Below are 24,264 nucleotides of genomic sequence, written 5' to 3'. Positions count from 1 at the left end.
TTTAGTATGTTGATTAGTTGTTTGGAATAGATTTCGTGATGAAAAAATGAAATGGTCAAAAAAAGTATTCAATTTAATCCGGTTGAACATTCTCATCGTCGTTATAACCCTTTGACTGGACAATGGGTTTTGGTATCTCCTCATCGGGTGAAACGGCCGTGGAATGGGAGTGATGAGAAGCCATTGGTAGACGATATCCCGCACTATGATGAGCAATGTTTCCTTTGCCCGTCGAACCAGCGTATTTCTGGTGATCAAAATCCGGATTATCAAGGAACCTTTGTTTTTAATAATGATTTTTCAGCCTTAATACCAGATTCGCCTGATGTACCGCAATTACATCATCCGCTATTTAAGGTGCAGGGAGTACGAGGATTAAGTCGCGTGATCTGTTTTTCTCCTGATCACAGTAAGACATTGCCTGAATTGTCCATTGAACAAATTCGTCAGGTAATTAATACCTGGAATCAACAAATTGAAATATTAGGTAAAGAATATATTTGGGTTCAACTCTTTGAGAATAAAGGCGAGTTAATGGGGTGTTCTCAGCCTCATCCGCATGGGCAAATCTGGGCAAATAGTTTTTTACCAAACGAAATCGAACGTAAAGATAAACAGTTGCGTGCCTATTACCAAGAACATGGTTCTAACTTACTGGTGGATTATATTCAGGTTGAATTAGCTGATGGTGAGCGGATTGTGGTCGATACTTTGCATTGGTTGGCGGTTGTTCCTTATTGGGCAGCATGGCCCTATGAAACCATGTTGTTACCTAAATCTCATGTGCGTCGCATGAATGAATTAACCGATGAGCAACGCGATGATCTGGCGGTCGCACTTAAGAAACTCACCAGCCGTTATGACAATTTATTTCACTGCTCTTTTCCTTATTCCATGGGCTGGCATTTTGCACCGTTTTTTGAACAAGGAACCGATATTGAACATTGGCAATTACATGCACTTTTCTATCCGCCATTATTGCGATCTGCTGCTGTGCGGAAATTTATGGTGGGCTATGAAATGTTCGCTGAGATGCAACGTGATTTAACGGCAGAGCAAGCGGCTCAGGTTCTACGTGCATTGAGCGACGTACATTATAAAGAGCAACAGTAATAATCGGGCGCGATTTTTTATTAACAGTATTTGTTGCTAATGGCATATTTGAGAATAACACCATGAAAACTTTAATTAATCGTGTTAAAGATGTTTTTGATTCGATATTCCATTATACACCGACACATATTATTCAAGCGCCGGGTCGGGTCAATTTGATTGGTGAACATACTGATTATAATGATGGTTTCGTATTGCCATGTGCTATTAATTACCAAATTGTTGCTGCTGCGACGAAACGTGAGGATTATATTGTTCGTGTTGTCTCAGTTAATTATGATAATCAGTTAGATGAATTTGATATTAGTCAATCGATTACATTGCACGAAAGTAATATGTGGGCTAATTATATTCGCGGTGTTGTAAAATGTCTGCTCAGTCGAGGATATCTATTTAAAGGGGCAGATATTGTGGTGACTGGTAATGTACCGCAAGGGGCTGGGTTGAGTTCATCAGCTGCACTGGAAACGGTGATTGGTCAAACATTTAAAACCCTTTACCACTTAGAGATGAGCCAAACGGAAATTGCGTTAAATGGGCAGCAGGCTGAAAATGAATTTGTGGGCTGTCATTGTGGCATTATGGATCAATTAATTTCAGCAGAAGGTAAAGAGCATCATGCGTTATTAATTGATTGTCGGCATTTAATTATACAGGCTGTATCTATGCCCAAAGATATAGCGGTTATGATTATTAACTCAAATAAAAAACGGGAATTGGTTGGTAGTGAATATAATATCCGTCGGGTTCAATGCGAACAAGCAGCGGCATTATTTGGTGTTAAAGCTTTGCGGGATGTGACATTAGATGAATTTGAAAAACGTCGCGCTGAGCTTGATGATATAGTGGCTAAACGTGCACGCCATGTCATTAAAGAAAATGAACGTACGCTTCTGGCAGCAAAAGCGTTAGCAGAGGGTGATATGCCATTCATCGCAGAACTTATGGCGCAATCACATCAATCGATGCGTGATGACTTTGAAATTACTGTTCCTGAAATCGATGTCTTGGTTGATATTGTGAAGCAAGCCATTGGTAAACAGGGTGGAGTGAGAATGACTGGAGGTGGGTTCGGTGGTTGTGTCGTTGCTTTGGTGCCAAAAACATTGGTTGATGTTGTTAAAGCTACGGTTGAACAACACTATTTTGCATCGTCAGGTCTGAAAGAAACTATTTATGTGTGCCAAGCTTCGGATGGTTCAGGCTCGGTGGCAATGTAATAGCAGATGCTTAAACGGCAATATATTATTGGACGGGAAGAGGGGTCCGAAAAAACTTTCCCTCTTCCAACCCAGTTTATTACTGTTTTATTTCGCCAATTGGCAGAATAGTGCGGCCATATTGCTCATTCAGCACTTCTGCCATTGCTAGATAAAATGCACTGGCACCACAAATTATCCCTTCATAACCGGCAATAGTTAGAAGAGCTGTGTTTCCGGTAAAGTTTCCGATAGCTAACAAAGTAAATAGCAGTGTTAGGCCACCGAAGATAAATTGTAGTACTCGGTTAGTCTTAAAGGTGCCAAAGAACATAAACAGAGTAAAAATACCCCACAGACCAAGATATACCGCTAAATACTGGTTGCTGGTGGCTTCTGCTAGTCCCATTTTGGGCAGGAATAACAACCCGACCAGACTGAGCCAAAACAGTCCATAAGAGGTGAAAGCGGTTGCGGCAAAAGTATTGCCTTTCTTGTATTCAAAAAGTCCCGCAACGACTTGAGCCAGGCCGCCATAAAAAATGCCCATGCTCAGAATAACTGATGCCAGTGGAAAGAAACCTGCGTTATGCAGATTAAGCAGAATGGTTGTCATGCCGAATCCCATCAAACCTAAAGGGCCGGGATTTGCCAACTGATTAGTGCTCATAAGTCCTCTGAAAGAAAATCGTAATAAATAGCAAAGGTGGCGAATCATAATGATCTGTCAGCAAGGAAACAATGACCTGTGAAATAATAAAAAGGTTTTTTTTCGCTTCCCCCCTTGATGCTGGTTTTAACGGCCCCATCTTATAATCAACCGCAGTTGCTAGTCGCTGTTCTATACAGCTGATGTATATAAGCAAAAGTGAGGGATCGCATAGAGGCATAAAAATAGGTGCCATTGAAAAGCAGACACTTATCCTCATATTGATTAGCAACTTGACTGATTACGAATTTCTTGTGGAGGCGTTTAGATGGGTAAAATTATTGGTATCGACCTGGGAACTACCAACTCTTGTGTAGCTATTATGGATGGCACGACAGCGCGTGTATTAGAAAACAGCGAAGGTGATCGTACAACCCCTTCCATCATTGCCTATACCCAGGATGGTGAAACTCTGGTTGGTCAACCGGCTAAACGTCAGGCTGTTACTAACCCGCAAAATACGCTGTTTGCTATTAAGCGTTTGATTGGTCGTCGTTTTCAGGACGAAGAAGCACAACGCGACGTAGCTATCATGCCATACAAAATCATTGCGGCAGATAACGGTGACGCATGGCTGGAAGTGAAAGACCAGAAAATGGCTCCTCCTCAGGTTTCTGCTGAAGTTCTGAAAAAAATGAAGAAAACAGCTGAAGATTATTTGGGTGAGCCGGTAACTGAAGCGGTAATCACTGTACCTGCATATTTTAACGATGCTCAGCGTCAGGCAACAAAAGATGCAGGCCGTATCGCTGGTCTGGAAGTAAAACGTATTATCAACGAGCCAACTGCGGCTGCACTGGCTTATGGCTTGGACAGAGAAGTTGGTAACCGTACTATCGCAGTTTATGACCTTGGTGGTGGTACTTTCGATATTTCTATTATTGAAATTGATGAAGTTGACGGCGAAAAAACGTATGAAGTTCTTGCAACCAACGGTGATACTCACTTGGGTGGTGAAGACTTCGATAGCCGTATGATCAACTATCTGGTTGACGAATTTAAGAAAGAGCAAGGCATTGATCTACGTAATGACCCGCTGGCAATGCAGCGTCTGAAAGAAGCAGCAGAAAAAGCGAAAATTGAACTTTCTTCTGCTCAACAGACCGACGTTAACCTGCCATACATCACGGCTGATGCAACCGGTCCTAAGCACATGAACATCAAAGTGACCCGTGCGAAACTGGAGTCACTGGTAGAAGATCTGGTTAAACGTTCTATGGAACCGGTGAGAGTTGCATTGCAAGATGCTGGTTTGTCAGTTTCTGATGTGAACGATGTGATTTTGGTGGGTGGTCAGACCCGTATGCCAATGGTTCAGAAAGTGGTTGCTGATTTCTTCGGTAAAGAGCCACGTAAAGACGTGAACCCTGACGAAGCGGTAGCCATGGGCGCGGCAGTACAGGGCGGTGTTCTGGCTGGTGATGTAAAAGACGTGCTGTTGTTGGATGTAACGCCTCTGTCTCTGGGTATCGAAACAATGGGTGGCGTGATGACTTCCCTTATTGCGAAAAATACCACAATCCCAACCAAACACAGCCAGGTGTTCTCTACAGCAGAGGATAACCAAGCAGCGGTAACTATCCATGTGTTGCAAGGTGAACGTAAACGTGCCGGTGATAACAAATCTCTGGGTCAGTTTAACTTGGATGGTATTCAGCCAGCACCTCGTGGTATGCCTCAGATTGAAGTGACTTTTGACATTGATGCTGATGGTATTCTGCATGTGTCTGCTAAAGACAAAAATAGTGGCCGCGAACAGCAGATCACTATCAAAGCTTCTTCTGGTCTGAATGAGGAAGAAATTCAACGGATGGTTCGTGATGCAGAAGCTAACGCGGAATCTGATCGTAAGTTTGAAGAGTTGGTACAGGTCCGTAACCAGGCAGATCAACTGGTTCACGGCACGCGTAAGCAAGTAGAAGAAGCAGGTGAAAAACTGCCAGCGGAAGATAAAACAGCTATTGAAAGCGCTGTGGCTGAGTTGGAAAAAGTGGCTAAAGGCGAAGATAAAGCTGATATCGAAGCGAAAATTCAGGCTCTGGTGCAGGCTTCCGCTAAGCTGTTAGAAATTGCTCAGCAGCAGGCTCAGGCTGGTGGTGCAGCAGATGCTGGTGATAGTGCGAAAAAAGATGACGACGTTGTAGACGCTGAATTCGAAGAAGTGAAAGACAAAAAATAATTGCCCTTAGCGGGCGCGGTAACAGCTATGACAGCTGTTGCTGATTAACCGGCACGGGCGTTGAGGGAACTCTGCGCCCGTGCGCGCATGTTAAGGGTAAAATAAGAGATGGCAAAGAGAGACTGTTACGAGGTTTTGGGCGTTTCCAAAACAGCGGACGAAAAAGAGATTAAGAAAGCTTATAAGCGACTGGCAATGAAATATCACCCCGATCGTAATCAGGGTGATAAAGATGCAGAAAGTAAATTCAAAGAAGTTAAAGAAGCTTACGAAATTCTGACTGATGATCAGAAACGCGCTGCTTATGACCAGTATGGTCATGCTGCTTTTGAACAAGGCGGCATGGGTGGCGGCGGTTTTGGTGGTGGTGCTGATTTCAGTGATATCTTTGGTGATGTGTTCGGTGATATTTTCGGTGGTGGTCGCCGTCAACAGCGCCAAAGCCGTGGTGCTGATTTACGTTACAGCATGGAACTGACGCTGGAAGAAGCGGTTCGTGGTGTAACCAAAGAGATCCGTATCCCGACGCTGGAAACCTGTGATGCATGTCATGGTAGTGGTGCGAAAGCCGGAACCAGTCCTGTAACCTGTTCAACCTGTCAAGGTGCGGGTCAAGTTCATATGCGCCAGGGCTTCTTTACTGTTCAGCAGCCTTGTCCACACTGTCATGGCCGTGGTCAGATCATTAAAGATTCTTGTAATAAGTGTCGTGGTCATGGGCGTGTTGAAAAATATAAGACATTGTCTGTTAAAATCCCGGCTGGTGTGGACACCGGTGACCGTGTTCGTCTGAGTGGTGAGGGTGAAGCGGGTAGCAATGGTGCACCAGCTGGTGACTTGTACGTTCAGGTACAGGTGAAACGGCACCATATCTTTGAGCGTGAAGAAAATAATCTTTATTGCGAAGTGCCAGTTAACTTTGCAATGGCAGCGCTGGGTGGAGAAATTGAAGTACCAACGCTTGATGGTCGTGTGAAACTGAAAGTACCTGCTGAAACACAGACAGGTAAAATGTTCCGCATGAAAGGTAAAGGTGTTAAATCTATTCGTGGTGGAGCCCAAGGGGATTTGTTGTGCCGGGTAGTGGTAGAAACGCCGGTTAAATTGAATGAAAGGCAGAAAGAATTACTGCGTGAATTGGGTGAGTCTTTAGGTGGTACTGGTGGAGAAACCAATAGTCCGCGTTCTAAAAGCTTCTTCGATGGCGTAAAGAAATTTTTTGATGATTTAACCAAATAATATTCGACTCTCCATAGTAGCGTTGCATTGCTAAATGTAGCTCAGCTTATTGATAAAAGTCCTCGTTTTTATACGAGGACTTTTTGCTCTGGCCGAAAATTATAAGCTAAAGGTAATTTGTGTGAGTAAATTATAAGCATCGTCCTCTTTTGGTGTTACCGATGGATGATGGGTATACGATAAGCTATTCGTCCAATAGATTCCGTTGGAAACACGATACGAGTATGATGCAGATGCGGTTGCACTATAACTTTCAGCAATTTGGCCATTGCGGGCAAAGTAATTTTTCGCATCATCACTGAATTTATTGTATGACAACCCAAAAGTAAGCATATCATTTGGGCGTGAATCGAGTAGTCCAATGCTAAACAGTGATAATGAAACATCGGCATTAAATAAGTTACGATCCTTTGGTGCGTAATTGGCTTTGCCGTCAATATACCATCCACGGAAAGGCATAGATGCATCCGGCTTGGTTATCTGGCGCGTAGCCGCTATATAATGGGAATAGGTGTGGTCTTCATATTTTGAGTTGTTATAGTTAAAATAAGGTGTTTTATTGAACACCGAGCCGCCTCGAATCCAGATCATATTTTCCGTTTCATCGGCATTAACACGATAACCTAATTCATTAATGACCAATGTACCCGCACTAGGAACTTTCCAGCGCAGACCGTAAGTATTGTATTTTGAATCTGCTTTTAAACCTTCCGAGCTTTGACTTCTGGCAACCCCAATGTGGTCATACCAACGTTTATTTTTCGATAAAAATCGAATATCTAGCGATGGACTGGGTTTTGTACTGGGCAAGCCAGCTTGGGACAACATCACGCTGGTTGGTCCCAAAGCCGATGATGCGGTACTGCTACCTAAAAATAGACCATAGAAATGAGAAAGCAGCGTTGTATAACCGTAATTCAATATCACCCTATCGTTAAATAAGGGCTGGTTAATAGAAAAAACTGAGATAAAAGGATGCCCATCTTGACCATTGTTTTTAAAGTTATTATAGGCATAGTTGATACCTACACGCAGTTGCGCTTTATCAGTGAAACCAATCCGCGATAAATCATAGGTAAGCTCAGTCATAACCATATTACCGGTGGTTAAGCGTTGGCCCATATAATTAGGGTTAGGCGTATTTTTCCAGTTTCTTGAAACGTCATAGGTAAGGTTTGTTAGCATTTGAAAATTTGCATAAAAGCCTCGATCTGCCATTTCTTTTCTGAGACCACCCCATTCGGGAAATACAGTATCACATGCTGATGAAACAGAAGGTGTTTCTGGTCCTCTTGGTAAAAGGTCATTATATGCGTTACAGTTATTTTCTGCCGCCATATTTATATTGCTATACAAAAAAATAAGCGGCAGTGCTGACAAAAAAAATTTATTTTTATTGGCTATTTTCATTTTTTACTCCCGGTGCTGTAAGAATATTCCCGTTACTGCTTATAACATCTTTATACCAGTTAAAGCTTTTCTTACGCCGACGCTCCAGTGTTCCATTGCCTTGGTCATCACGATCGACATAAATAAATCCGTATCGTTTTGACATTTCTGCTGTAGAAGCGCTGACTAAATCTATTGGTCCCCATGAGGTATATCCTAATAACTGCACACCATCTTCAATGGCTTCCCGTACCTGAAATAAATGATCGTTGAGATATTGAATTCGGTAATCATCAATAATAGAACCATCATCTTGAATAACATCTCTTGCGCCCAGACCATTTTCTACAATAAATAATGGCATTTGGTAACGGTCATATAACGTATTGAGAAGATAACGCAGCCCCTGAGGATCTATTTGCCATCCCCACTCTGAACTGGCTAGATAAGGATTTTCTACCGGATTAATCATATTACCGGCGGATTTGACCATATTTGGATCTGTAGTTGCACAACAGCTCATGTAATAACTGAGAGAAAGGAAATCAACGGTTTCTTTTAATGCTTGTTGATCTTCATCGGTTATATCAAGTGTAATATTCTGCTCTTTAAATAGGCGAGTCATATAGGATGGATAATATCCACGAGCCTGAACATCAAAAAAGAACAGCGATTCTCTGTTCTTTTTTAATGATTCTAATACATCATCAGGATGGCAGGTTAATGGATAGTAAGATGTTGCTGCCACCATATTACCAATTTTTGCATCTGGAATAATTTCATGGCAGGCTTTAACGGCTTTGGCACTGGCAACTAGCTGGTAATGTAAAGCTTGATAAATATCTTGAATTTCACTGTCTTCTGGCAACCCTACACCGGTAAAGCAAGAAAATAAAGACATGTTAATTTCATTGAATGTCAGCCAATATTTTACCTTATGTTTGTAACGTTCAAAAACCGTTCTGGCGTAACGTTCAAAGAATTCAATTGTTTTACGATTTCCCCAACCACCGTATTTTTTTACTAAGCCGTAAGGCATTTCAAAATGAGAAAGGGTAATTAATGGTTGGATATGATATTTTCTCATTTCGTCAAAAAGGCGATCATAAAAAGCTAGACCATTTTCATTTGGTACTTCTTCATCTCCTTCCGGAAATATACGTGTCCAGGCGATGGATGTTCTTAGGCATTTAAATCCCATTTCAGCAAACAGTGCAATATCGTCAGGATAACGGTGATAAAAATCAATGCTGATATCCTTGATATTAAAATCATCCGTATTGCGCTCCATACTACCGCCAATAACTCCGTAGGGTTGCATATCTGAGATTGATAACCCTTTTCCACCTGTTTGATAGGCTCCTTCAGCCTGATTTGCTGCTAATGCACCACCCCAAAGGAAGTTTTCTGGAAATTGTTTTTTCATGGTTTTCCTCATTTAATGATTTATTAAACTTGAGAGATATCGTCTTAATGTGATTATTTCTCTCAACGTTTAAATTAATTTTTTGTACGGGATATTATTGGTGATCCCTTAGTTTCTGACGGTACACCGAATAAATATGTTGCGATACAGGAGAAGATGAATGAACCCAGTGAACCTAATATTACGCTCCAGAAAGCGCTATTTAATCCTCCAGTCGGGGAAATAAATGAGGTAAACGCAAAGATCCCCATACCACCAAAGATATGGGCTGTTCCTGAATAGAAACCGACAATAGCACCACCAAGTGCACCACCAATACAACCAATGATAAATGGGCGTTTTAGTGGCAGCGTTACACCATAGATTGCGGGTTCAGTAATGCCAAAGAGGCTTGATATCAGAGCGGTTCCTGATAGCGCTTTCATTTTCTTATCGCGTGTACGTAACAATACGCCCAATGTTGCACCGGCTTGACCGAATATTGCTGGTTGGAGCAGTGGGGAGAGCATATCTTTTCCTTGCGTCATCATGTTATTGATTATTATCGGGATGAATCCCCAGTGTAGTCCGAAGATAACGCAAATTTGCCATAGTGCTCCCATAAAAATACCCGCAATAACAGGGTTTAGTTGATAGAAAAAGAGGTAGCCTTTCGCCAGACCGTTACTGAGTTCTGTTGCCACAGGGCCAATTATCAGGAAGGTCAACGGAACGGTAATCAATAGGCACAGGAACGGCGTAATAAATGCTTTGAAAGAAGAATGAAACCAGTTATTGAGCTTTTTTTCTATAAAACAGCTAAACCAGGCTGATAAAATAATGGGAACAACTGTCGAGCTGTAATTAATGAAAGTAATTGGAATACCGAGAAAATCTAAATGAACAGCTGGGGTAGCTTGCGAAAGTTTAAATGCCTCAGTCATTGTTGGATAGGTTAATACTGCCCCAATAACCATGGTAATAAAAGGATTACCTCCGAATCGTTTACCTGCGGTATACCCTAATAAAATGGGCATGAAATAAAGCATTGCATCGCCAGTAGCGAATAAAATTTTATAGGTGCCTCCCTCTGGATTCATCCAGTCAAATACGTCGGATAAAGCGAGTATTCCTTTAATCAATCCGGCAGCAACCAGTACGCCCAATAGTGGTGTAAAAATACTGGAAATAATATCGATTGCAGTATCAAGAATACGTTTTAAACCTTTTGAGTTCTCTTTTTTTATCTCTTTCTGTGATGTTACACTTTGTTTAATCTCGGGATTGTTTGTGTTATCTTGTAAATATTTACTATTGATACTATCGTAAACATCTCCTACATGGCTGCCAATAACCACTTGGTATTGACCACCGCTCTCTACGACGGTGATAATTCCTGTAATTCGTTTGAGTAACTCACTATTAGCTAAGTTTCTATTTTTAAGTTTAAACCGTAAACGTGTAGCGCAATGGACAAGGCTCGATATATTTTCTTTCCCTCCTATTGCTCTGACTATCTCATCAGACAGACTTTCGTACTTCATTAGACTTCCCCTTTTTTAAGTTGAAAACAGCAAAAGGCCGAATTTAAGTCAAAAAAAAACCTAATCCATGATCTTCAATAACCCTGGAATAGGGATATATCGTAGATGATGGATTAGGTTTTGCCCGACATTAGCAGCTAAGTCGGTAACAAGCCTATTTAATCGTTATTTAGAAGCTAGTTACTCTTTATGGTTCTTGCAAGTTATTAGTATTAATTTTGGCGAAAATGTGATTCTTATCATAAATACAGCAGATAAATTGGAGGCGTTGCAGTGTCATTGACTTTATAAAAATTATGTCTTAGCCTGATGGATGAAATATCTATATGAATATAGTGTACAGGAGTGTCACTGACTCGATCAGGCACAACCAAGTCACGGATGTATTTGCCTATTCTATAGGTTAGTGCAGATAATGGTTTATCCTGTAAGGTATATCTTTTGTTAACTATAATAAAACTCATAAATAATAATGTGGTTCTTGCTATTGATGAGAATAATAGCGAAATGATTCTCATGGATAAGGGGATAGGATTTAATAAGAAGAAAGGGGATAGGTTGCATGTTCAAGATATTGCAAAAGTTTTTACTGTTGAAAAGCACTATAAGATAAGTCAGATCCTTTCTACCATCCCTGTTTCAGTTATAGAATTGACAGAACAAATTATCACAATAGGAAAAAATTTTCTTGCCAAACCGCTTAACGATTCATTACTCATTACGTTATCAGAACATTTAAGTTTTGCATTTGAGCGTGTAAATAAAGGATACCAGATTGGTAATGTCTTACAATGGGAGATCCCGCATCTTTACCCGTTGGAGTATGAAGTTGGTAAACAGGCACTTATCCATATTAATAACCAGATTAAACAACCGTTATCTCAGATAGAAGCTTCATTGATTGCTTTGCATTTTGTTAATGCTCAATATGAAGGGCAAACTATGGGGGATACCTTAAAATTAACGAACTTAATTAATAAAACCGTTAAACTTATTCACTATTATTTTCATGTTAACCTTGATCCAACATCAGTAAATTATTCTCGTTTTATTACTCATCTGCGCTATTTCTTAATCAGGCAAAATAATAATGATCATTCGTCTACTATTGAAATGGATTTTTCATTGCAAGAATTGATAGAAGAAAAATACTTCAAAAGTTACAATTGTGCAGTAAAACTAATTAAGTATTTGAGAGAAAAATATCAGTGGAAGGTTCCCGATGATGAATTGATTTATTTGGTTATTCATATAGAACGGGTGGTCAATGATAGTTATAAGGCAAAAGATTCATAACACGTGGATCATCAAGCGGATGTGTAGGCAGGTATTAACCTAAGTAATAACTGAGAGTAATGTATTTATATTTATGTTGATATTTATGTTCATAAATTATAGATGGTGGTTAAAATGAATTATGAAGATTTTTCAAAAGATATTGTTAGATTTATTGGAGGGGGAGGGAATGTAAATAAAAGTTGGCATTGTGTTACTAGATTGCGTTTTGATATTATAGATGATAGTAAAGTAGATATTATCGCTATAAAGAGAATGCAAGGGGTTATGGGGGCACGTTTTCACTGTGGACAGTTGCAAATCATTATTGGTAATAGAGTTATTGAAATATTTAATGAAATAATTAAGCAATTAAAAGAAGTGGAAGAAAATCGTGATGATTCAAAAAAGAATTTTATTAGCAACATGCTTGATATCATTGCAGGTATATTTCTCCCCATATTACCGGCAATTGTAGGAGCTAGTTTACTGAAAGGCGGATTAATTTTTTTTAACGCGATGAATTGGATTTCAGAAGAGAGTAATGAGTATAAACTATTATATGTTATTTTTGATGCACCTCTGTATTTCTTACCTATTCTTTTGGCTTTTTCGGCGGCAAGGAAATTTAAAACGAATGAATTTATTGCTGCAACGTTGGCGTGTATTTTAATTTATTCAACATTATCTGGTCTTGTCGGTAGTTCTAGTGGGGAATATTTTGATATATTTGGGATTTCTATTCCGGTTATTAATTATGGCTATACTGTCATTCCAATTATCTTAGGTGTTTGGTTACTTGGTTATATCCATAGATGGGTAGATAGATTTATTCCAGTGGTATTAAAAATGGTACTGACACCATTATTGGTTTTATTGATTTCTGTGCCGATTTTATTAATTATTGCTGGCCCACTGGGAAATAAAATTGGCTTGTATCTTGAACATGTGCTTGTAATGTTATTTTCTGTCATTGGTCCTCTTGCTGGATTATTGCTGGGAGGAATGATACCTGTTCTGGTGATTACAGGGATGCATTATGCTTTTTTACCGAGTGTTTTTGCCAATTTTAAATCTCTCGGATACGATTTTATGTTATTACCAATCAGTTTCATCAGTAATATTGCCCAGGCCGGTGCTACATTGGCGGTTGCAATTAAAATTAAAGATAGACAGATGAAATCATTAGCTTATTCATCTTCATTCTCTGCGTTTTTAGGGATAACTGAACCCGCAATGTATGGTGTTACTCTTAAATTAAAAAAACCTTTTTATGCTGCATTAATTGGCGGCGCTGTTGGTGGATGTATTGTCGGTATTTTTCCGGCGAAAATATTTGCTTTTAGTCTACCAGGATTGATGTCACTGCCTTTTTATGTGCAAAAAGATAGTCATAACTTACTTTTTATTTTGTTTGGAATTTTCAGTAGTTTCTTAGTTGCATTTATACTGACTTTATTAATGAAATTAGAATCCAATGTTAATTCTATAATGTCAGCAAATCCATATCTTTCGAAAGCTAAAAAGATTAAATTACTTTCTCCTATGACCGGTAAAATTGAACCTCTTTCAAGTGTACCGGATGATACTTTTTCTGAAAAAATTATTGGTGATGGTGTTGCTATTATTCCGACAGAAGGTGTGGTTAAAGCGCCTTTTAGTGGTAAAGTTTCAATGATTACGCCGACTGGACATGCCGTTGGTTTAATTTCCGATCAAGGGGTTGAGTTATTAATTCATATTGGTATCGAGACCGTAGGCTTGCAGGGAATGGGATTTGATTTGCAAGTTGCAGAAGGACAAACAGTGGTTGCTGGTGACGTATTAGTTAATTTTGATCTTGAATTTCTTCAAGAGAATCAGATCCAATTGATATCTCCGGTTATTGTAACTAATAGCGAAGAATATGGTTCAATAACTCCTGCTCATAAAAAATGGGTTGTAGGGGGTAAAAGTTCTTTACTAACCATTAATCAATATTAGGGGTTTTCCTAAAAATTTATGTATATACCTGTTATCTTTCAAGTTGCCTCTTTGTTGGCTGCACTCACCCACCCCGGTCACATAGTTATCTATGCTCCCGGGGATTCGCTCCCTTGCCGTCGCGATGCATCTTGAAATCCATAGGGTATATTAAGAATATTCTTAATATATTTTGTGCAGATTTTCTGGACTTATTCTATTGTTTTTCATTTCATCCATTATTGCTATTCATCCCGTTTAGTTAAAGTGGAAACTTCAAAAAGGCAAGTTACTTGACTACTTCTCTCCAATTAATAATCTACGTTTTATGAGATGCAGATCACCAATAAATCGGTTATGACGAATTATTTCGGCTATAAAATCGATTTTTTTCGAAATCATACTTGGAGTACTATGCATAATCCGATCAATTTCAGAGGTTAATCATCTTGACAGCAATTATTCGTCAATTCCTGAAATTAGAAGCGGCTGGAGGGCTTCTTCTTATCATTGCGACCATTATTGCATTGATAATGGCAAACTCGCCATTACAGGGTATTTATCAGCAATTTCTGAATATCCCAGTGGTCATACAATTTTCGGCACTGGAGATCAATAAACCCTTATTGTTGTGGGTTAATGATGGCCTAATGGCTGTCTTCTTTTTAATTGTTGGACTGGAAGTTAAACGTGAACTATTAGAAGGCTCTTTGACAGGGCGTGATAAAGCGGTATTTCCAGTCGTCGCCGCTATTGGTGGTATGGCTGCTCCAGCACTGATATATCTGCTATTTAATGGTAGTGATGAGCTTAACCGTCAGGGATGGGCTATTCCTGCTGCAACAGATATTGCTTTTGCTCTTGGTGTGATGGCGCTATTGGCTAAGCGAGTACCAACTGAACTCAAGGTCTTCCTATTAGCATTAGCCATTATTGATGATCTGGGGGTTATCGTGATCATCGCTCTGTTTTATACCAAAACAGTTTCCTTAGTGGCACTTGGATTGTCAGTAGTGATGATATCTTTGCTGATTTGGATGAATTGGCGTGGTGTCGAAAAAACATCAGCTTATTTGGTTGTTGGTTTAATTCTTTGGGTCTGTATTCTGAAATCTGGTGTTCATGCAACTTTGGCTGGAGTCATTGTTGGTTTTCTTATTCCTTTACGCGGTCAAAATGGTCATTCACCATCTGAATCACTTGAACATGGATTGCATCCTTGGGTGGCGTATCTTATTTTGCCATTATTTGCATTTGCTAATGCCGGAATCATCTTGAGTGGAGTGACTTTGGATGGTTTGATCAATATATTACCGTTAGGTATTGCTGCGGCTTTGTTTCTTGGTAAGCCATTAGGAATTTTTCTTTTCAGCTATATTTCCGTCAAAATGGGATTTGCTAAACTGCCACAAGAGATTAATCTTAAACAGATATTTGCTGTTTCCGTTCTTTGTGGCATCGGTTTTACGATGTCTATCTTCATTTCAGGATTGGCTTTCGAAGGCGCTGGTGAGTCTTTCAGTATTTATTCCCGCTTGGGGATTCTGATTGGTTCAACAGTAGCAGCACTGACCGGTTATGGCTTATTAAGAATGGTCTTACCAAAGAAAAAGTGATGGCAGAGTGGCGATAAATTCATTAATTTAATCGAATGAAGTTTATATTTTAGAGACAATTTCCGAACTGACTCATCATTTTTGTACTCGTGGTGCAACAACTAAAATTGTATCGCAGATATTTTATGTAGTGAAAAAACAGCAAATCGCCGGGAGGCGGTGAATTAGTAATGTATGGCTGGCGTTGTCGACCAGACGAAAGCGATACATAAGGAAAAACGTATGCGGGTTTCACATCTGAATTTTAATCATCTCTATTATTTCTGGCATGTTTGTAAAGAAGGTTCTGTGGTTGGTGCGGCAGAAGCCCTTTATTTAACACCTCAAACGATTACAGGACAGATAAAAGCGTTGGAAGAACGCTTAGGAGGGAAACTGTTCAAACGTCAGGGTAGGGGATTAGTGCCATCAGAACTGGGGCAGCTTATCTTCCGCTATGCCGATAAGATGTTTATGCTGAGTCAGGAGATGTTAGATATCGTTAATTATAGCCGTGAATCTAACCTTTTATTTGATGTCGGTGTTGCGGATGCATTGTCCAAACGCTTGGTTAGCCAGGTATTGGAAACGGCGGTTGTAGAGCATGAACAGATCCATCTACGTTGTTTTGAATCAACCCATGAATTGTTGCTGGAACAACTCAGCCAGCACAAACTCGACATGATATTGTCTGATTGCCCAGTGGACTCTTCCCAACAGGAAGGGCTGTTCTCGGTAAAACTGGGTGAATGTAGTGTGAGTTTCTTCTGTCGGCAACCTGTCCCAGAAAAGCCATTCCCGGAATGTTTGGAGGAACGTCGCTTATTGGTTCCAGGGCGTCGCTCTATGTTGGGGCGTAAGTTGTTGACGTGGATTCGCAATAAAAATCTTCAGGTTGAAGTTTTGGGTGAGTTTGACGATGCCGCATTAATGAAGGCGTTTGGTATGTACCATAATGCGATTTTCGTTGCGCCGTCTTTGTATACCAATGATATTTTTGCTGACAATGATATTGCTGAAATTGGCCGGTTAGATGCAGTACAGGAAGAGTATTATGTGATTTTTGCTGAACGAATGATTCAACATCCGGCTGTTCAAAGGGTATGCAATAAAGATTTTTCTGCTTTGTTTAATGTGCCGTCTAAGAAGCGCACTTGAAAAATAATCGATAATAATTGCAAACACAAAAAACCGGCACAGGCCGGTTTTTTAGCAACTCAAAAGCAAATTATTGCATTGCGTTGATTCGAGCGGTCAGATTAGATTTATGACGTGCTGCTTTGTTTTTGTGGATCAGACCCTTACAAGCGTGGCGATCGACAATAGGTTGCATGTCATTGAATGCTTTCTGCGCAGCTTCTTTATCGCCAGTAGCGATAGCAGCATTTACCTTCTTGATGAAGGTACGCACCATAGAGCGACGGCTAGCGTTGTGCTGACGACGTTTCTCAGATTGTATAGCGCGTTTCTTAGCTGATTTGATATTAGCCAAGGTCCAACTCCCAAATATATTCTATCGAGGACAATTAAAGGCCGAGGAATATGCCTGTTCAGCCTTCTTTTGTCAATGGATTTGTGCAAATAAGCGCCGTTGTACTGCGGCACTTGTTTCGTTGTGATGGCGCAGGATTTTATCAGCTTACTTAGCTGGAATACAGTCTTTCACAATAAAAATCTCATTGAATAGTCCAGATAAGAAATAAAATGAATATTTTACGGGATTCTTGCCCGTTTTTGTTGTATGAATCATGGCTATTAATTTAAACCATCTTTACGATGGCGGGTTAACCTTGAGCTTTGTACAAGGTATAATTTGGCAATTTCCAGGGTATTGAGCCAGCTATGGAGCTAATTCGCGGTATACGTAATATCCGGGCATGTCACCGCGGTTGCGTGCTGACGATTGGTAATTTTGATGGCGTTCACCGAGGTCATCAGGCATTACTGAAGCACTTAAAACACGAAGGGCAGCGTCTGGGATTACCGGTAATGGTCATGATTTTTGAGCCACAACCTTTGGAGTTTTTTGCCAAGGGTAATGCTCCTGCGCGTCTGACGAGATTGAGGGATAAAGCCAAATATCTCGCCCAGTGTGGCGTGGATTATTTATTATGCGTGAAATTTGATAGAAGTTTTGCGGCAAATACGCCAGAAGCCTTTGTTTCACGGTTGCTCGTGCAAAAATTGGGTGTTAAGTTTCTGGCTGTCGGAGATGACTTTCGTTTTGGTAAGGCTCGCTGTGGTGACTTCGCCTTTTTACAGCAGGCTGGTGAGAAATATGATTTTGAAGTGACCAACAGCGAAAGTTTTTGTGATGGCGGCTTACGGATCAGCAGCACGGCTATCCGTCAGGCACTGCAAAATGATGACTTGGTATTAGCAGAAACGTTATTGGGACATCCATATAGCATTTGTGGTCGGGTCGTTCATGGTAAACGGCTGGGGAGCACTATTGGTTTTCCCACGGCTAATTTACCATTAAAACGTTTAGTAGCTCCCGTACAAGGCGTTTATGTTGTTGAAGTCTATGGTTTGGGGGATAAGCCTGTACCAGGTGTTGCCAATATTGGTACACGTCCAACAGTTTCAGGTCATGGCCAACAACTTGAAGTACATCTAATTGATACCCAACTGGATCTGTATGGGCGTTACATTGATGTGGTGTTACGCAAGAAACTGCGTAATGAGCAGCGGTTTGCTTCTCTTGATGCACTCAAGCAGCAAATTGCTAATGATTTGGTCGCTGCAAGGGAATTTTTTAAGCAGCTACCTGTGTCATGTATCTAGCGGAAAATTGGAATTGAGAATCGAATGAGTGACTATAAAAACACCCTGAATCTACCAGAAACAGGGTTTCCAATGCGCGGAGATTTAGCAAAGCGCGAACCAGATATGCTAAAACGTTGGTACAAGGATGAGTTGTATCAGGTAATTCGTAAAGCAAAAGCCGGTAAAAAAACATTTATTTTGCATGATGGTCCTCCATATGCAAATGGCAGTATTCATATTGGTCACTCAGTCAATAAAATTCTCAAAGATATTATTATTAAATCCAAAGGGATGGCGGGATATGATTCGCCATATGTTCCCGGTTGGGATTGCCACGGTTTACCTATTGAGCTCAAGGTTGAGCAGATTATTGGTAAACCGGGGGAAAAATTTTCCGCCGCTGAATTCCGTGCTGAGTGTCGCAAATATGCCAAAGAACAGGTTGAAGGACAGAAGAAAGACTTTATCCGTCTGGGCGTATTAGGTGACTGGGAACGTCCATATCTGACGATGGATTTTAAGACCGAAGCCAACATCATCCGTGCATTAAGTCGTGTTATTGCTAATGGTCACTTGCTGAAAGGCGCTAAGCCTGTACATTGGTGTACTGATTGTGGTTCATCATTGGCTGAAGCGGAAGTTGAATATTATGATAAAACTTCTCCATCCATTGATGTGCGCTTTAATGCCGTCGATGTGGCAGCTGTCTGCGAGAAATTTGGTGTGCAGGCGTCGGGTCAGCCGGTATCTCTGGTTATCTGGACAACCACGCCGTGGACGTTACCGGCTAACCGAGCGATTGCTCTGCATGCTGAATTTGATTATCAGTTAGTACAAATTGAAGGTGAATGTCTGATTTTGGCTGCTGATTTGGTAGAAAGTGTGATGCAGCGAGCAGGTATTACTTCATGGACAGTGCTGGGCCATTGTGCAGGTTCTGCGTTGGAACTGTTACGTTTCAAACATCCGTTTATGGGCTTCGATTCACCTGTTGTACTGGGCGAGCACGTTACACTGGATGCGGGCACCGGTGCTGTTCACACTGCACCAGGTCATGGTCCAGACGACTTCGTTCTTGGCCAGAAATATGGTTTGGAAGTAGCAAACCCGGTTGGGCCGAATGGTTGCTATCTGCCTGGGACTTATCCTTCTTTAGATGGCGTGTTTGTCTTTAAGGCGAATGATGTTGTTTTAGATATCCTGCGTGAAAACAATGCATTGCTGCATTTGGAAAAATTACAGCACAGTTATCCTTGCTGCTGGCGTCACAAGGCACCTATTATTTTTCGGGCTACGCCACAGTGGTTTATCAGCATGGATCAAAATGGTCTGCGCAAACAATCTCTGAAAGAAATCAACGATGTTCAGTGGATTCCTGGCTGGGGTCAGGCCCGCATTGAAGCAATGGTTGAAAACCGTCCTGACTGGTGTATTTCACGTCAGCGTACTTGGGGAACGCCTATGTCCCTGTTTGTCCATAAAGAGACGGAAGAACTTCACCCACGTACCATTGAACTGATGGAAGAAGTTGCCAAACGTGTTGAAGTTGATGGTATTCAGGCGTGGTGGGATCTAGACCCTGCCGAACTGTTGGGTGATGATGCCGCTAATTATGTCAAAATCTTTGATACGCTGGATGTATGGTTCGATTCAGGATCAACCCATTCATCTGTTGTTGATGCCCGTTCTGAATTCCAGGGTAACTCGGCGGATATTTATCTTGAAGGTTCAGATCAGCACCGTGGCTGGTTTATGTCTTCTCTGATGATCTCAACCTCAATGAAAGGTAAAGCACCTTATCGCCAAGTATTAACGCATGGTTTCACTGTGGATGGCCAGGGCCGTAAGATGTCTAAGTCTATTGGTAACACCATCAGCCCGCAGGATGTGATGGATAAATTAGGGGCAGATATTCTACGTCTATGGGTTGCCTCTACCGATTACACTGGCGAAATTGCGGTATCTGATGAGATCCTCAAACGTTCTGCTGATGCATATCGACGAATTCGTAACACGGCACGTTTCCTGTTGGCAAACTTGAATGGTTTTGATCCTGAACAGCATATGGTGAAGCCAGAAGAGATGGCTGTGTTGGATCGCTGGGCTGTAGGTCGTGCTCAGGCGGCTCAGGCAGGCATTGCTAAATGCTATGAGGAATATGATTTCCACACGGTTGTTCAGCGTCTGATGCAATTCTGTTCTGTGGAAATGGGATCGTTCTATCTTGATATTATTAAAGACCGTCAATACACAGCTAAGAGTGATAGCTTATCTCGTCGCAGTTGCCAAACAGCTTTGTATCATATTGCGGAAGCACTAGTTCGCTGGATGGCACCTATCCTTTCCTTCACTGCGGATGAAGTTTGGAATGAATTGCCCGGCAAACGCGCTCAGTATGTGTTTACAGAAGAGTGGTATGACGGTTTGTTCGGTCTGGTGGCAGGTGAGCAGATGAACGATGCTTTCTGGGCCGATTTGCTGGCTGTTCGCGGTGAAGTTAACAAAGTACTAGAGCAGGCCCGTGCAGACAAACATATCCGTAGCTCATTAGAAGCCGCAGTGACTCTGTATGCAGATAATGAACTAGCAGACAAACTGAACAGTCTGGGGGATGAATTACGTTTCGTTCTGTTGACCTCTCAGGTTTCTGTCGCAAGTTATGAGCTGGCTGGTGAAGATGCACAGCAAAGCGAAATTGATAGCTTGAAAATTGCTTTCCATAAAGCGGATGGCGAAAAATGTCCTCGTTGCTGGCATTACGCTAAAGATGTGGGCTTGGTGGCGGAACACGCAGAACTTTGTGGCCGCTGTGTAATTAATGTTGCCGGTAACGGCGAAGAGCGTAAGTTTGCCTGATGAATAGACCCATTTGCTCCACTGGCCTTCGCTGGTTTTGGTTAGTTGTTGTGGTATTGATTTTGGATCTGGGTAGTAAACAGTTAGTGCTTAAGCATTTTCATCTGTATGAATCCGTTCCACTGATACCTTATTTCAATCTGGCCTATGCCCAGAATCTGGGAGCGGCTTTTAGTTTTCTTGCAGATAAAGATGGTTGGCAGCGCTGGTTCTTTGCATTAGTTGCTGTTGGTATTTCAATTGTGTTGACGGTAATGATGTATCGTTCCAGTGCAAAGAAAAAGCTAAGCAATATTGCTTATGCTCTGATTGTCGGTGGAGCATTGGGTAATCTGTTTGATCGGCTGGTTCATGGCTTTGTTATTGATTTTATCGATTTTTATGTTGGCGACTGGCACTGGCCAACCTTTAATATTGCTGATATGGCGATATGCATTGGAGCTGCGTTAGTGATTATTGAGAGTTTTTTCAGTCAAGATGAAAAAACGATTAATGCAGGATAAGAGCCTAGTTTAGCCGGCGTTATTGTTGTAGATAATTTGGATTTGGGCAGCGTTAAAATGCAAAAGCGAGTATTTTTGTCTGAGCACTGCCCAAATTTGCTCTTATGGCAAAGAATGACAAATAAAATAGGTTCTGAATAATATGTCAAAGCAGGTACAAGAGCACAGTGCGGTTTTACTGCATTTCACCTTAAAGCTGCAAGATGGCTCTGTTGCTGATTCCTCTCACAATCAGGGTAAACCTGCATTATTCCGTTTAGGCAATGGAACGCTTTCCTCACCTTTGGAACAACAACTGACTGGGCTGAAAGAGGGTGATAAACATACATTCACTCTGGCTGGAGAGGCGGTATTTGGTAAGCCAAATCCTGACTTAATCCAATATTTTACTCCGCGTGATTTTGCCGAAATGGGTATTCCTGAAATTGGAACTATAATGTTATTTACGGCAATGAATGGCAGTGAAATGCCAGGTATAGTGAAAGTAGTAGCAGAAGAATCTATTACTGTTGACTTTAATCATCCGCTTGCAGATCAGAACATCACGTTTGAAATTGAAGTGCTGGAAATTGACCCACAATTGGAGGAAAACCATGCAGATATTGCTGGCTAATCCCCGAGGCTTTTGTGCCGGTGTTGACCGTGCTATCAGTATTGTAGAGCGTGCTCTAGAATTATATGGTGCGCCTATCTATGTTCGTCATGAGGTTGTGCATAACCGTTATGTTGTAGATAACTTGCGTGAACGGGGCGCTATCTTTATTGAAGAAATTTCAGAAGTACCCGATGATGCAATTCTAATTTTTTCTGCCCATGGAGTTTCACAGGCTATTCGTGCTGAAGCTCGTTCTCGCAATCTGACAATGTTGTTCGATGCGACTTGTCCTCTGGTGACTAAAGTCCATATGGAAGTCGCTAGAGCCAGCCGGAAAGGTAAAGAAGCTATTCTGATTGGTCATGCTGGGCACCCAGAAGTTGAAGGAACAATGGGCCAGTACAACAATGCTGAAGGTGGAATGTATTTGGTTGAGTCTCCTGAGGATGTATGGAATCTGAAAGTCAAAGATGAAGATAACCTGTGTTTTATGACGCAAACAACATTATCTGTTGATGATACTTCAGAAGTGATTGATGCACTTAATGCACGATTCCCAAATATTGTAGGTCCTCGCAAAGATGATATCTGCTATGCGACGACTAACCGACAGGAAGCGGTCCGGGATTTGTCATCTGATGCTGATGTTGTCTTAGTTGTTGGCTCGAAGAATTCTTCTAACTCTAATCGTCTTGCTGAATTAGCTCAGCGGGTGGGTAAGCCGGCTTACTTGATAGATTCTGCTGATGATATAAAAGAGGAATGGATTACAGGCATTTCTGCGGTTGGCGTGACAGCAGGTGCTTCGGCGCCGGATATCTTAGTTCAGCAAGTGATTGATCGCCTGAAAAATCTTGGTGCAGATTCTGTTAAGGAATTACATGGCAGGGAAGAAAATATTGTTTTCGAAGTGCCAAAAGAGCTGCGTGTCGAAGTTAAAGAGATTAGTTAAGCAATCTAAAAGGACGACAGATAAGAGTTAAGGCAGCGTGTAAACATTTTACTTAATATATTCATCTGATTGCCTGTGTTAAATCAGGAAAAGGGCTATTCATAGTGAGGGTTTATGGCTGATACAGATATTCGTGTTGCTATTGTTGGCGCTGGTGGACGTATGGGACGTCAGTTAATTCAGGCTGTCCATCAGTTGAGTGGGGTTGTTCTTGGTGTTGCTCTGGAACGTTCTGGTTCTTCTCTGCTTGGCACAGATGCTGGAGAATTAGCGGGTATTGGTCATATCGGTGTGACGGTTTGCGATGACCTAAAAAATGTTGTTGATGATTTTGATGTTCTTATTGATTTTACCCGTCCGGAAGGAACTCTTGCACATCTTGAAATCTGCCGTCGGCATAGTAAAGCGATAGTCATCGGTACAACTGGCTTTGATGACGAAGGTAAGCAGGCGATTAAAGATGCTTCCGCTAATATCCCGATTGTATTTGCGGCAAATTTCAGTGTTGGTGTGAATCTGGTGCTTAAGTTACTGGAAAAAGCGGCGAAAGTGATGGGTGAGTATACTGATATTGAAATTATCGAAGCCCATCATCGGCATAAAGTAGATGCGCCGTCAGGTACAGCGTTAGCGATGGGAGAATCTATTGCCCATGCTTTAGGGCGCGATCTCAAAGAGTGTGCCGTGTATGCCCGTGAAGGTTATACTGGTGAACGTGATCCGAAAAGTATTGGTTTTGCTACTATCCGCGCGGGAGATATTGTTGGTGAACATACCGCTATGTTTGCAGATGTTGGTGAGAGAGTGGAGATAACCCATAAGGCTTCCAGTAGGATGACGTTTGCAAATGGAGCGGTAAAGGCTGCATTGTGGTTAAATGGTAAAAATAGTGGTCTTTTTACTATGAAAGATGTTTTAAATCTCGATTTAATTTAGAAATGCTATTTTTATAACTAATTGATATCGCATGATTAAATTTT

At 41.2% G+C, this 24,264-nt stretch carries 19 protein-coding genes; 14 read left to right on the top strand and 5 right to left on the bottom strand.

The genetic code is table 11. The features are described 5' to 3' along the window. The first annotated feature begins 51 nt into the window (after positions 1-51). Together BDD30_RS14425 and galK are read left to right on the top strand one after the other, a co-directional pair. The gene (locus BDD30_RS14425; RefSeq protein ID WP_012776728.1) at positions 52-1,113 is read left to right on the top strand and encodes a UDP-glucose--hexose-1-phosphate uridylyltransferase; all 1,062 of its coding nucleotides are present in this window, start codon (positions 52-54) and stop codon (positions 1,111-1,113) included. 62 nt (positions 1,114-1,175) lie between these two features. After that, entirely contained in the window at positions 1,176-2,333 is a 1,158-nt protein-coding gene (galK, locus tag BDD30_RS14420) for a galactokinase (protein WP_012776729.1), read from the top strand. A gap of 79 nt (positions 2,334-2,412) precedes the next feature. Here the strand turns inward: galK and satP are convergent, their stop codons facing one another. Then, positions 2,413-2,982, bottom strand: coding sequence for an acetate uptake transporter (gene satP / locus BDD30_RS14415; protein ID WP_012776730.1), 570 nt, complete (start codon positions 2,980-2,982; stop codon positions 2,413-2,415). Positions 2,983-3,289: 307 nt separating this feature from the next. Between satP and dnaK the strand changes: the two genes are divergently transcribed. Further along, positions 3,290-5,200: a molecular chaperone DnaK gene (gene dnaK, locus BDD30_RS14405; RefSeq protein ID WP_012776731.1), complete on the top strand. Its 1,911-nt coding sequence runs from the start codon at positions 3,290-3,292 to the stop codon at positions 5,198-5,200. 108 nt (positions 5,201-5,308) lie between these two features. Continuing rightward, positions 5,309-6,439: a molecular chaperone DnaJ gene (dnaJ, locus tag BDD30_RS14400; RefSeq protein WP_012776732.1), complete on the top strand. Its 1,131-nt coding sequence runs from the start codon at positions 5,309-5,311 to the stop codon at positions 6,437-6,439. Positions 6,440-6,538: 99 nt separating this feature from the next. Here the strand turns inward: dnaJ and BDD30_RS14395 are convergent, their stop codons facing one another. From BDD30_RS14395 to BDD30_RS14385, 3 genes are all read right to left on the bottom strand, one after another. After that, the gene (locus BDD30_RS14395; RefSeq protein ID WP_041381518.1) at positions 6,539-7,849 is read right to left on the bottom strand and encodes a carbohydrate porin; all 1,311 of its coding nucleotides are present in this window, start codon (positions 7,847-7,849) and stop codon (positions 6,539-6,541) included. Beyond that, positions 7,833-9,254, bottom strand: coding sequence for a glycoside hydrolase family 1 protein (locus BDD30_RS14390; protein WP_041381520.1), 1,422 nt, complete (start codon positions 9,252-9,254; stop codon positions 7,833-7,835). Before BDD30_RS14390 ends, BDD30_RS14395 begins: the two co-directional genes overlap by 17 nt. Before the next feature lie 74 nt (positions 9,255-9,328). Next, positions 9,329-10,777 carry a PTS transporter subunit EIIC gene (locus BDD30_RS14385; protein WP_012776735.1) on the bottom strand — a complete coding sequence of 483 codons (1,449 nt, stop codon included), beginning with the start codon at positions 10,775-10,777 and terminating at the stop codon, positions 9,329-9,331. 441 nt (positions 10,778-11,218) lie between these two features. Between BDD30_RS14385 and BDD30_RS14380 the strand changes: the two genes are divergently transcribed. From BDD30_RS14380 to nhaR, 4 genes are all read left to right on the top strand, one after another. Then, positions 11,219-12,073: a PRD domain-containing protein gene (locus BDD30_RS14380; protein WP_012776736.1), complete on the top strand. Its 855-nt coding sequence runs from the start codon at positions 11,219-11,221 to the stop codon at positions 12,071-12,073. 114 nt (positions 12,074-12,187) lie between these two features. Next, positions 12,188-14,035: a beta-glucoside-specific PTS transporter subunit IIABC gene (locus BDD30_RS14375; RefSeq protein ID WP_012776737.1), complete on the top strand. Its 1,848-nt coding sequence runs from the start codon at positions 12,188-12,190 to the stop codon at positions 14,033-14,035. Between the two features lie 428 nt (positions 14,036-14,463). Next, positions 14,464-15,630 carry a Na+/H+ antiporter NhaA gene (gene nhaA / locus BDD30_RS14370; protein ID WP_012776739.1) on the top strand — a complete coding sequence of 389 codons (1,167 nt, stop codon included), beginning with the start codon at positions 14,464-14,466 and terminating at the stop codon, positions 15,628-15,630. Between the two features lie 222 nt (positions 15,631-15,852). Beyond that, positions 15,853-16,767, top strand: a complete 915-nt coding sequence (nhaR, locus tag BDD30_RS14365) for a transcriptional activator NhaR (RefSeq protein WP_041381521.1) — start codon at positions 15,853-15,855, stop codon at positions 16,765-16,767. Positions 16,768-16,837: 70 nt separating this feature from the next. On the opposite strand, the gene rpsT is transcribed toward nhaR, so the two are convergent. Further along, the gene (rpsT, locus tag BDD30_RS14360; protein WP_012776741.1) at positions 16,838-17,101 is read right to left on the bottom strand and encodes a 30S ribosomal protein S20; all 264 of its coding nucleotides are present in this window, start codon (positions 17,099-17,101) and stop codon (positions 16,838-16,840) included. Between the two features lie 350 nt (positions 17,102-17,451). On the opposite strand from rpsT, the gene ribF reads away from it, so the two are divergent. From ribF to dapB, 6 genes are all read left to right on the top strand, one after another. Continuing rightward, positions 17,452-18,396, top strand: a complete 945-nt coding sequence (gene ribF / locus BDD30_RS14355) for a bifunctional riboflavin kinase/FAD synthetase (RefSeq protein ID WP_012776742.1) — start codon at positions 17,452-17,454, stop codon at positions 18,394-18,396. 24 nt (positions 18,397-18,420) lie between these two features. Then, positions 18,421-21,234: an isoleucine--tRNA ligase gene (gene ileS / locus BDD30_RS14350; RefSeq protein WP_012776743.1), complete on the top strand. Its 2,814-nt coding sequence runs from the start codon at positions 18,421-18,423 to the stop codon at positions 21,232-21,234. After that, positions 21,234-21,737, top strand: a complete 504-nt coding sequence (lspA, locus tag BDD30_RS14345) for a signal peptidase II (RefSeq protein ID WP_012776744.1) — start codon at positions 21,234-21,236, stop codon at positions 21,735-21,737. Before ileS ends, lspA begins: the two co-directional genes overlap by 1 nt. 142 nt (positions 21,738-21,879) lie before the next feature. After that, positions 21,880-22,350 carry an FKBP-type peptidyl-prolyl cis-trans isomerase gene (gene fkpB, locus BDD30_RS14340; RefSeq protein WP_012776746.1) on the top strand — a complete coding sequence of 157 codons (471 nt, stop codon included), beginning with the start codon at positions 21,880-21,882 and terminating at the stop codon, positions 22,348-22,350. Next, complete coding sequence (ispH, locus tag BDD30_RS14335) at positions 22,331-23,284, top strand: 4-hydroxy-3-methylbut-2-enyl diphosphate reductase (protein ID WP_012776747.1); 954 nt, start codon at positions 22,331-22,333, stop codon at positions 23,282-23,284. The genes fkpB and ispH overlap by 20 nt, the downstream gene beginning before the upstream one ends. 114 nt (positions 23,285-23,398) lie before the next feature. Further along, positions 23,399-24,220 (top strand): 4-hydroxy-tetrahydrodipicolinate reductase, encoded by an 822-nt coding sequence (gene dapB / locus BDD30_RS14330; RefSeq protein WP_012776748.1) that lies wholly within the window; start codon positions 23,399-23,401, stop codon positions 24,218-24,220. Positions 24,221-24,264 lie beyond the last annotated feature (44 nt).

Origin of the sequence: Photorhabdus asymbiotica (assembly GCF_003634575.1) — a bacterium.
In the GTDB taxonomy this organism is placed as follows: domain Bacteria; phylum Pseudomonadota; class Gammaproteobacteria; order Enterobacterales; family Enterobacteriaceae; genus Photorhabdus; species Photorhabdus asymbiotica.
This window is presented reverse-complemented; position numbering and strand designations above follow the sequence as displayed.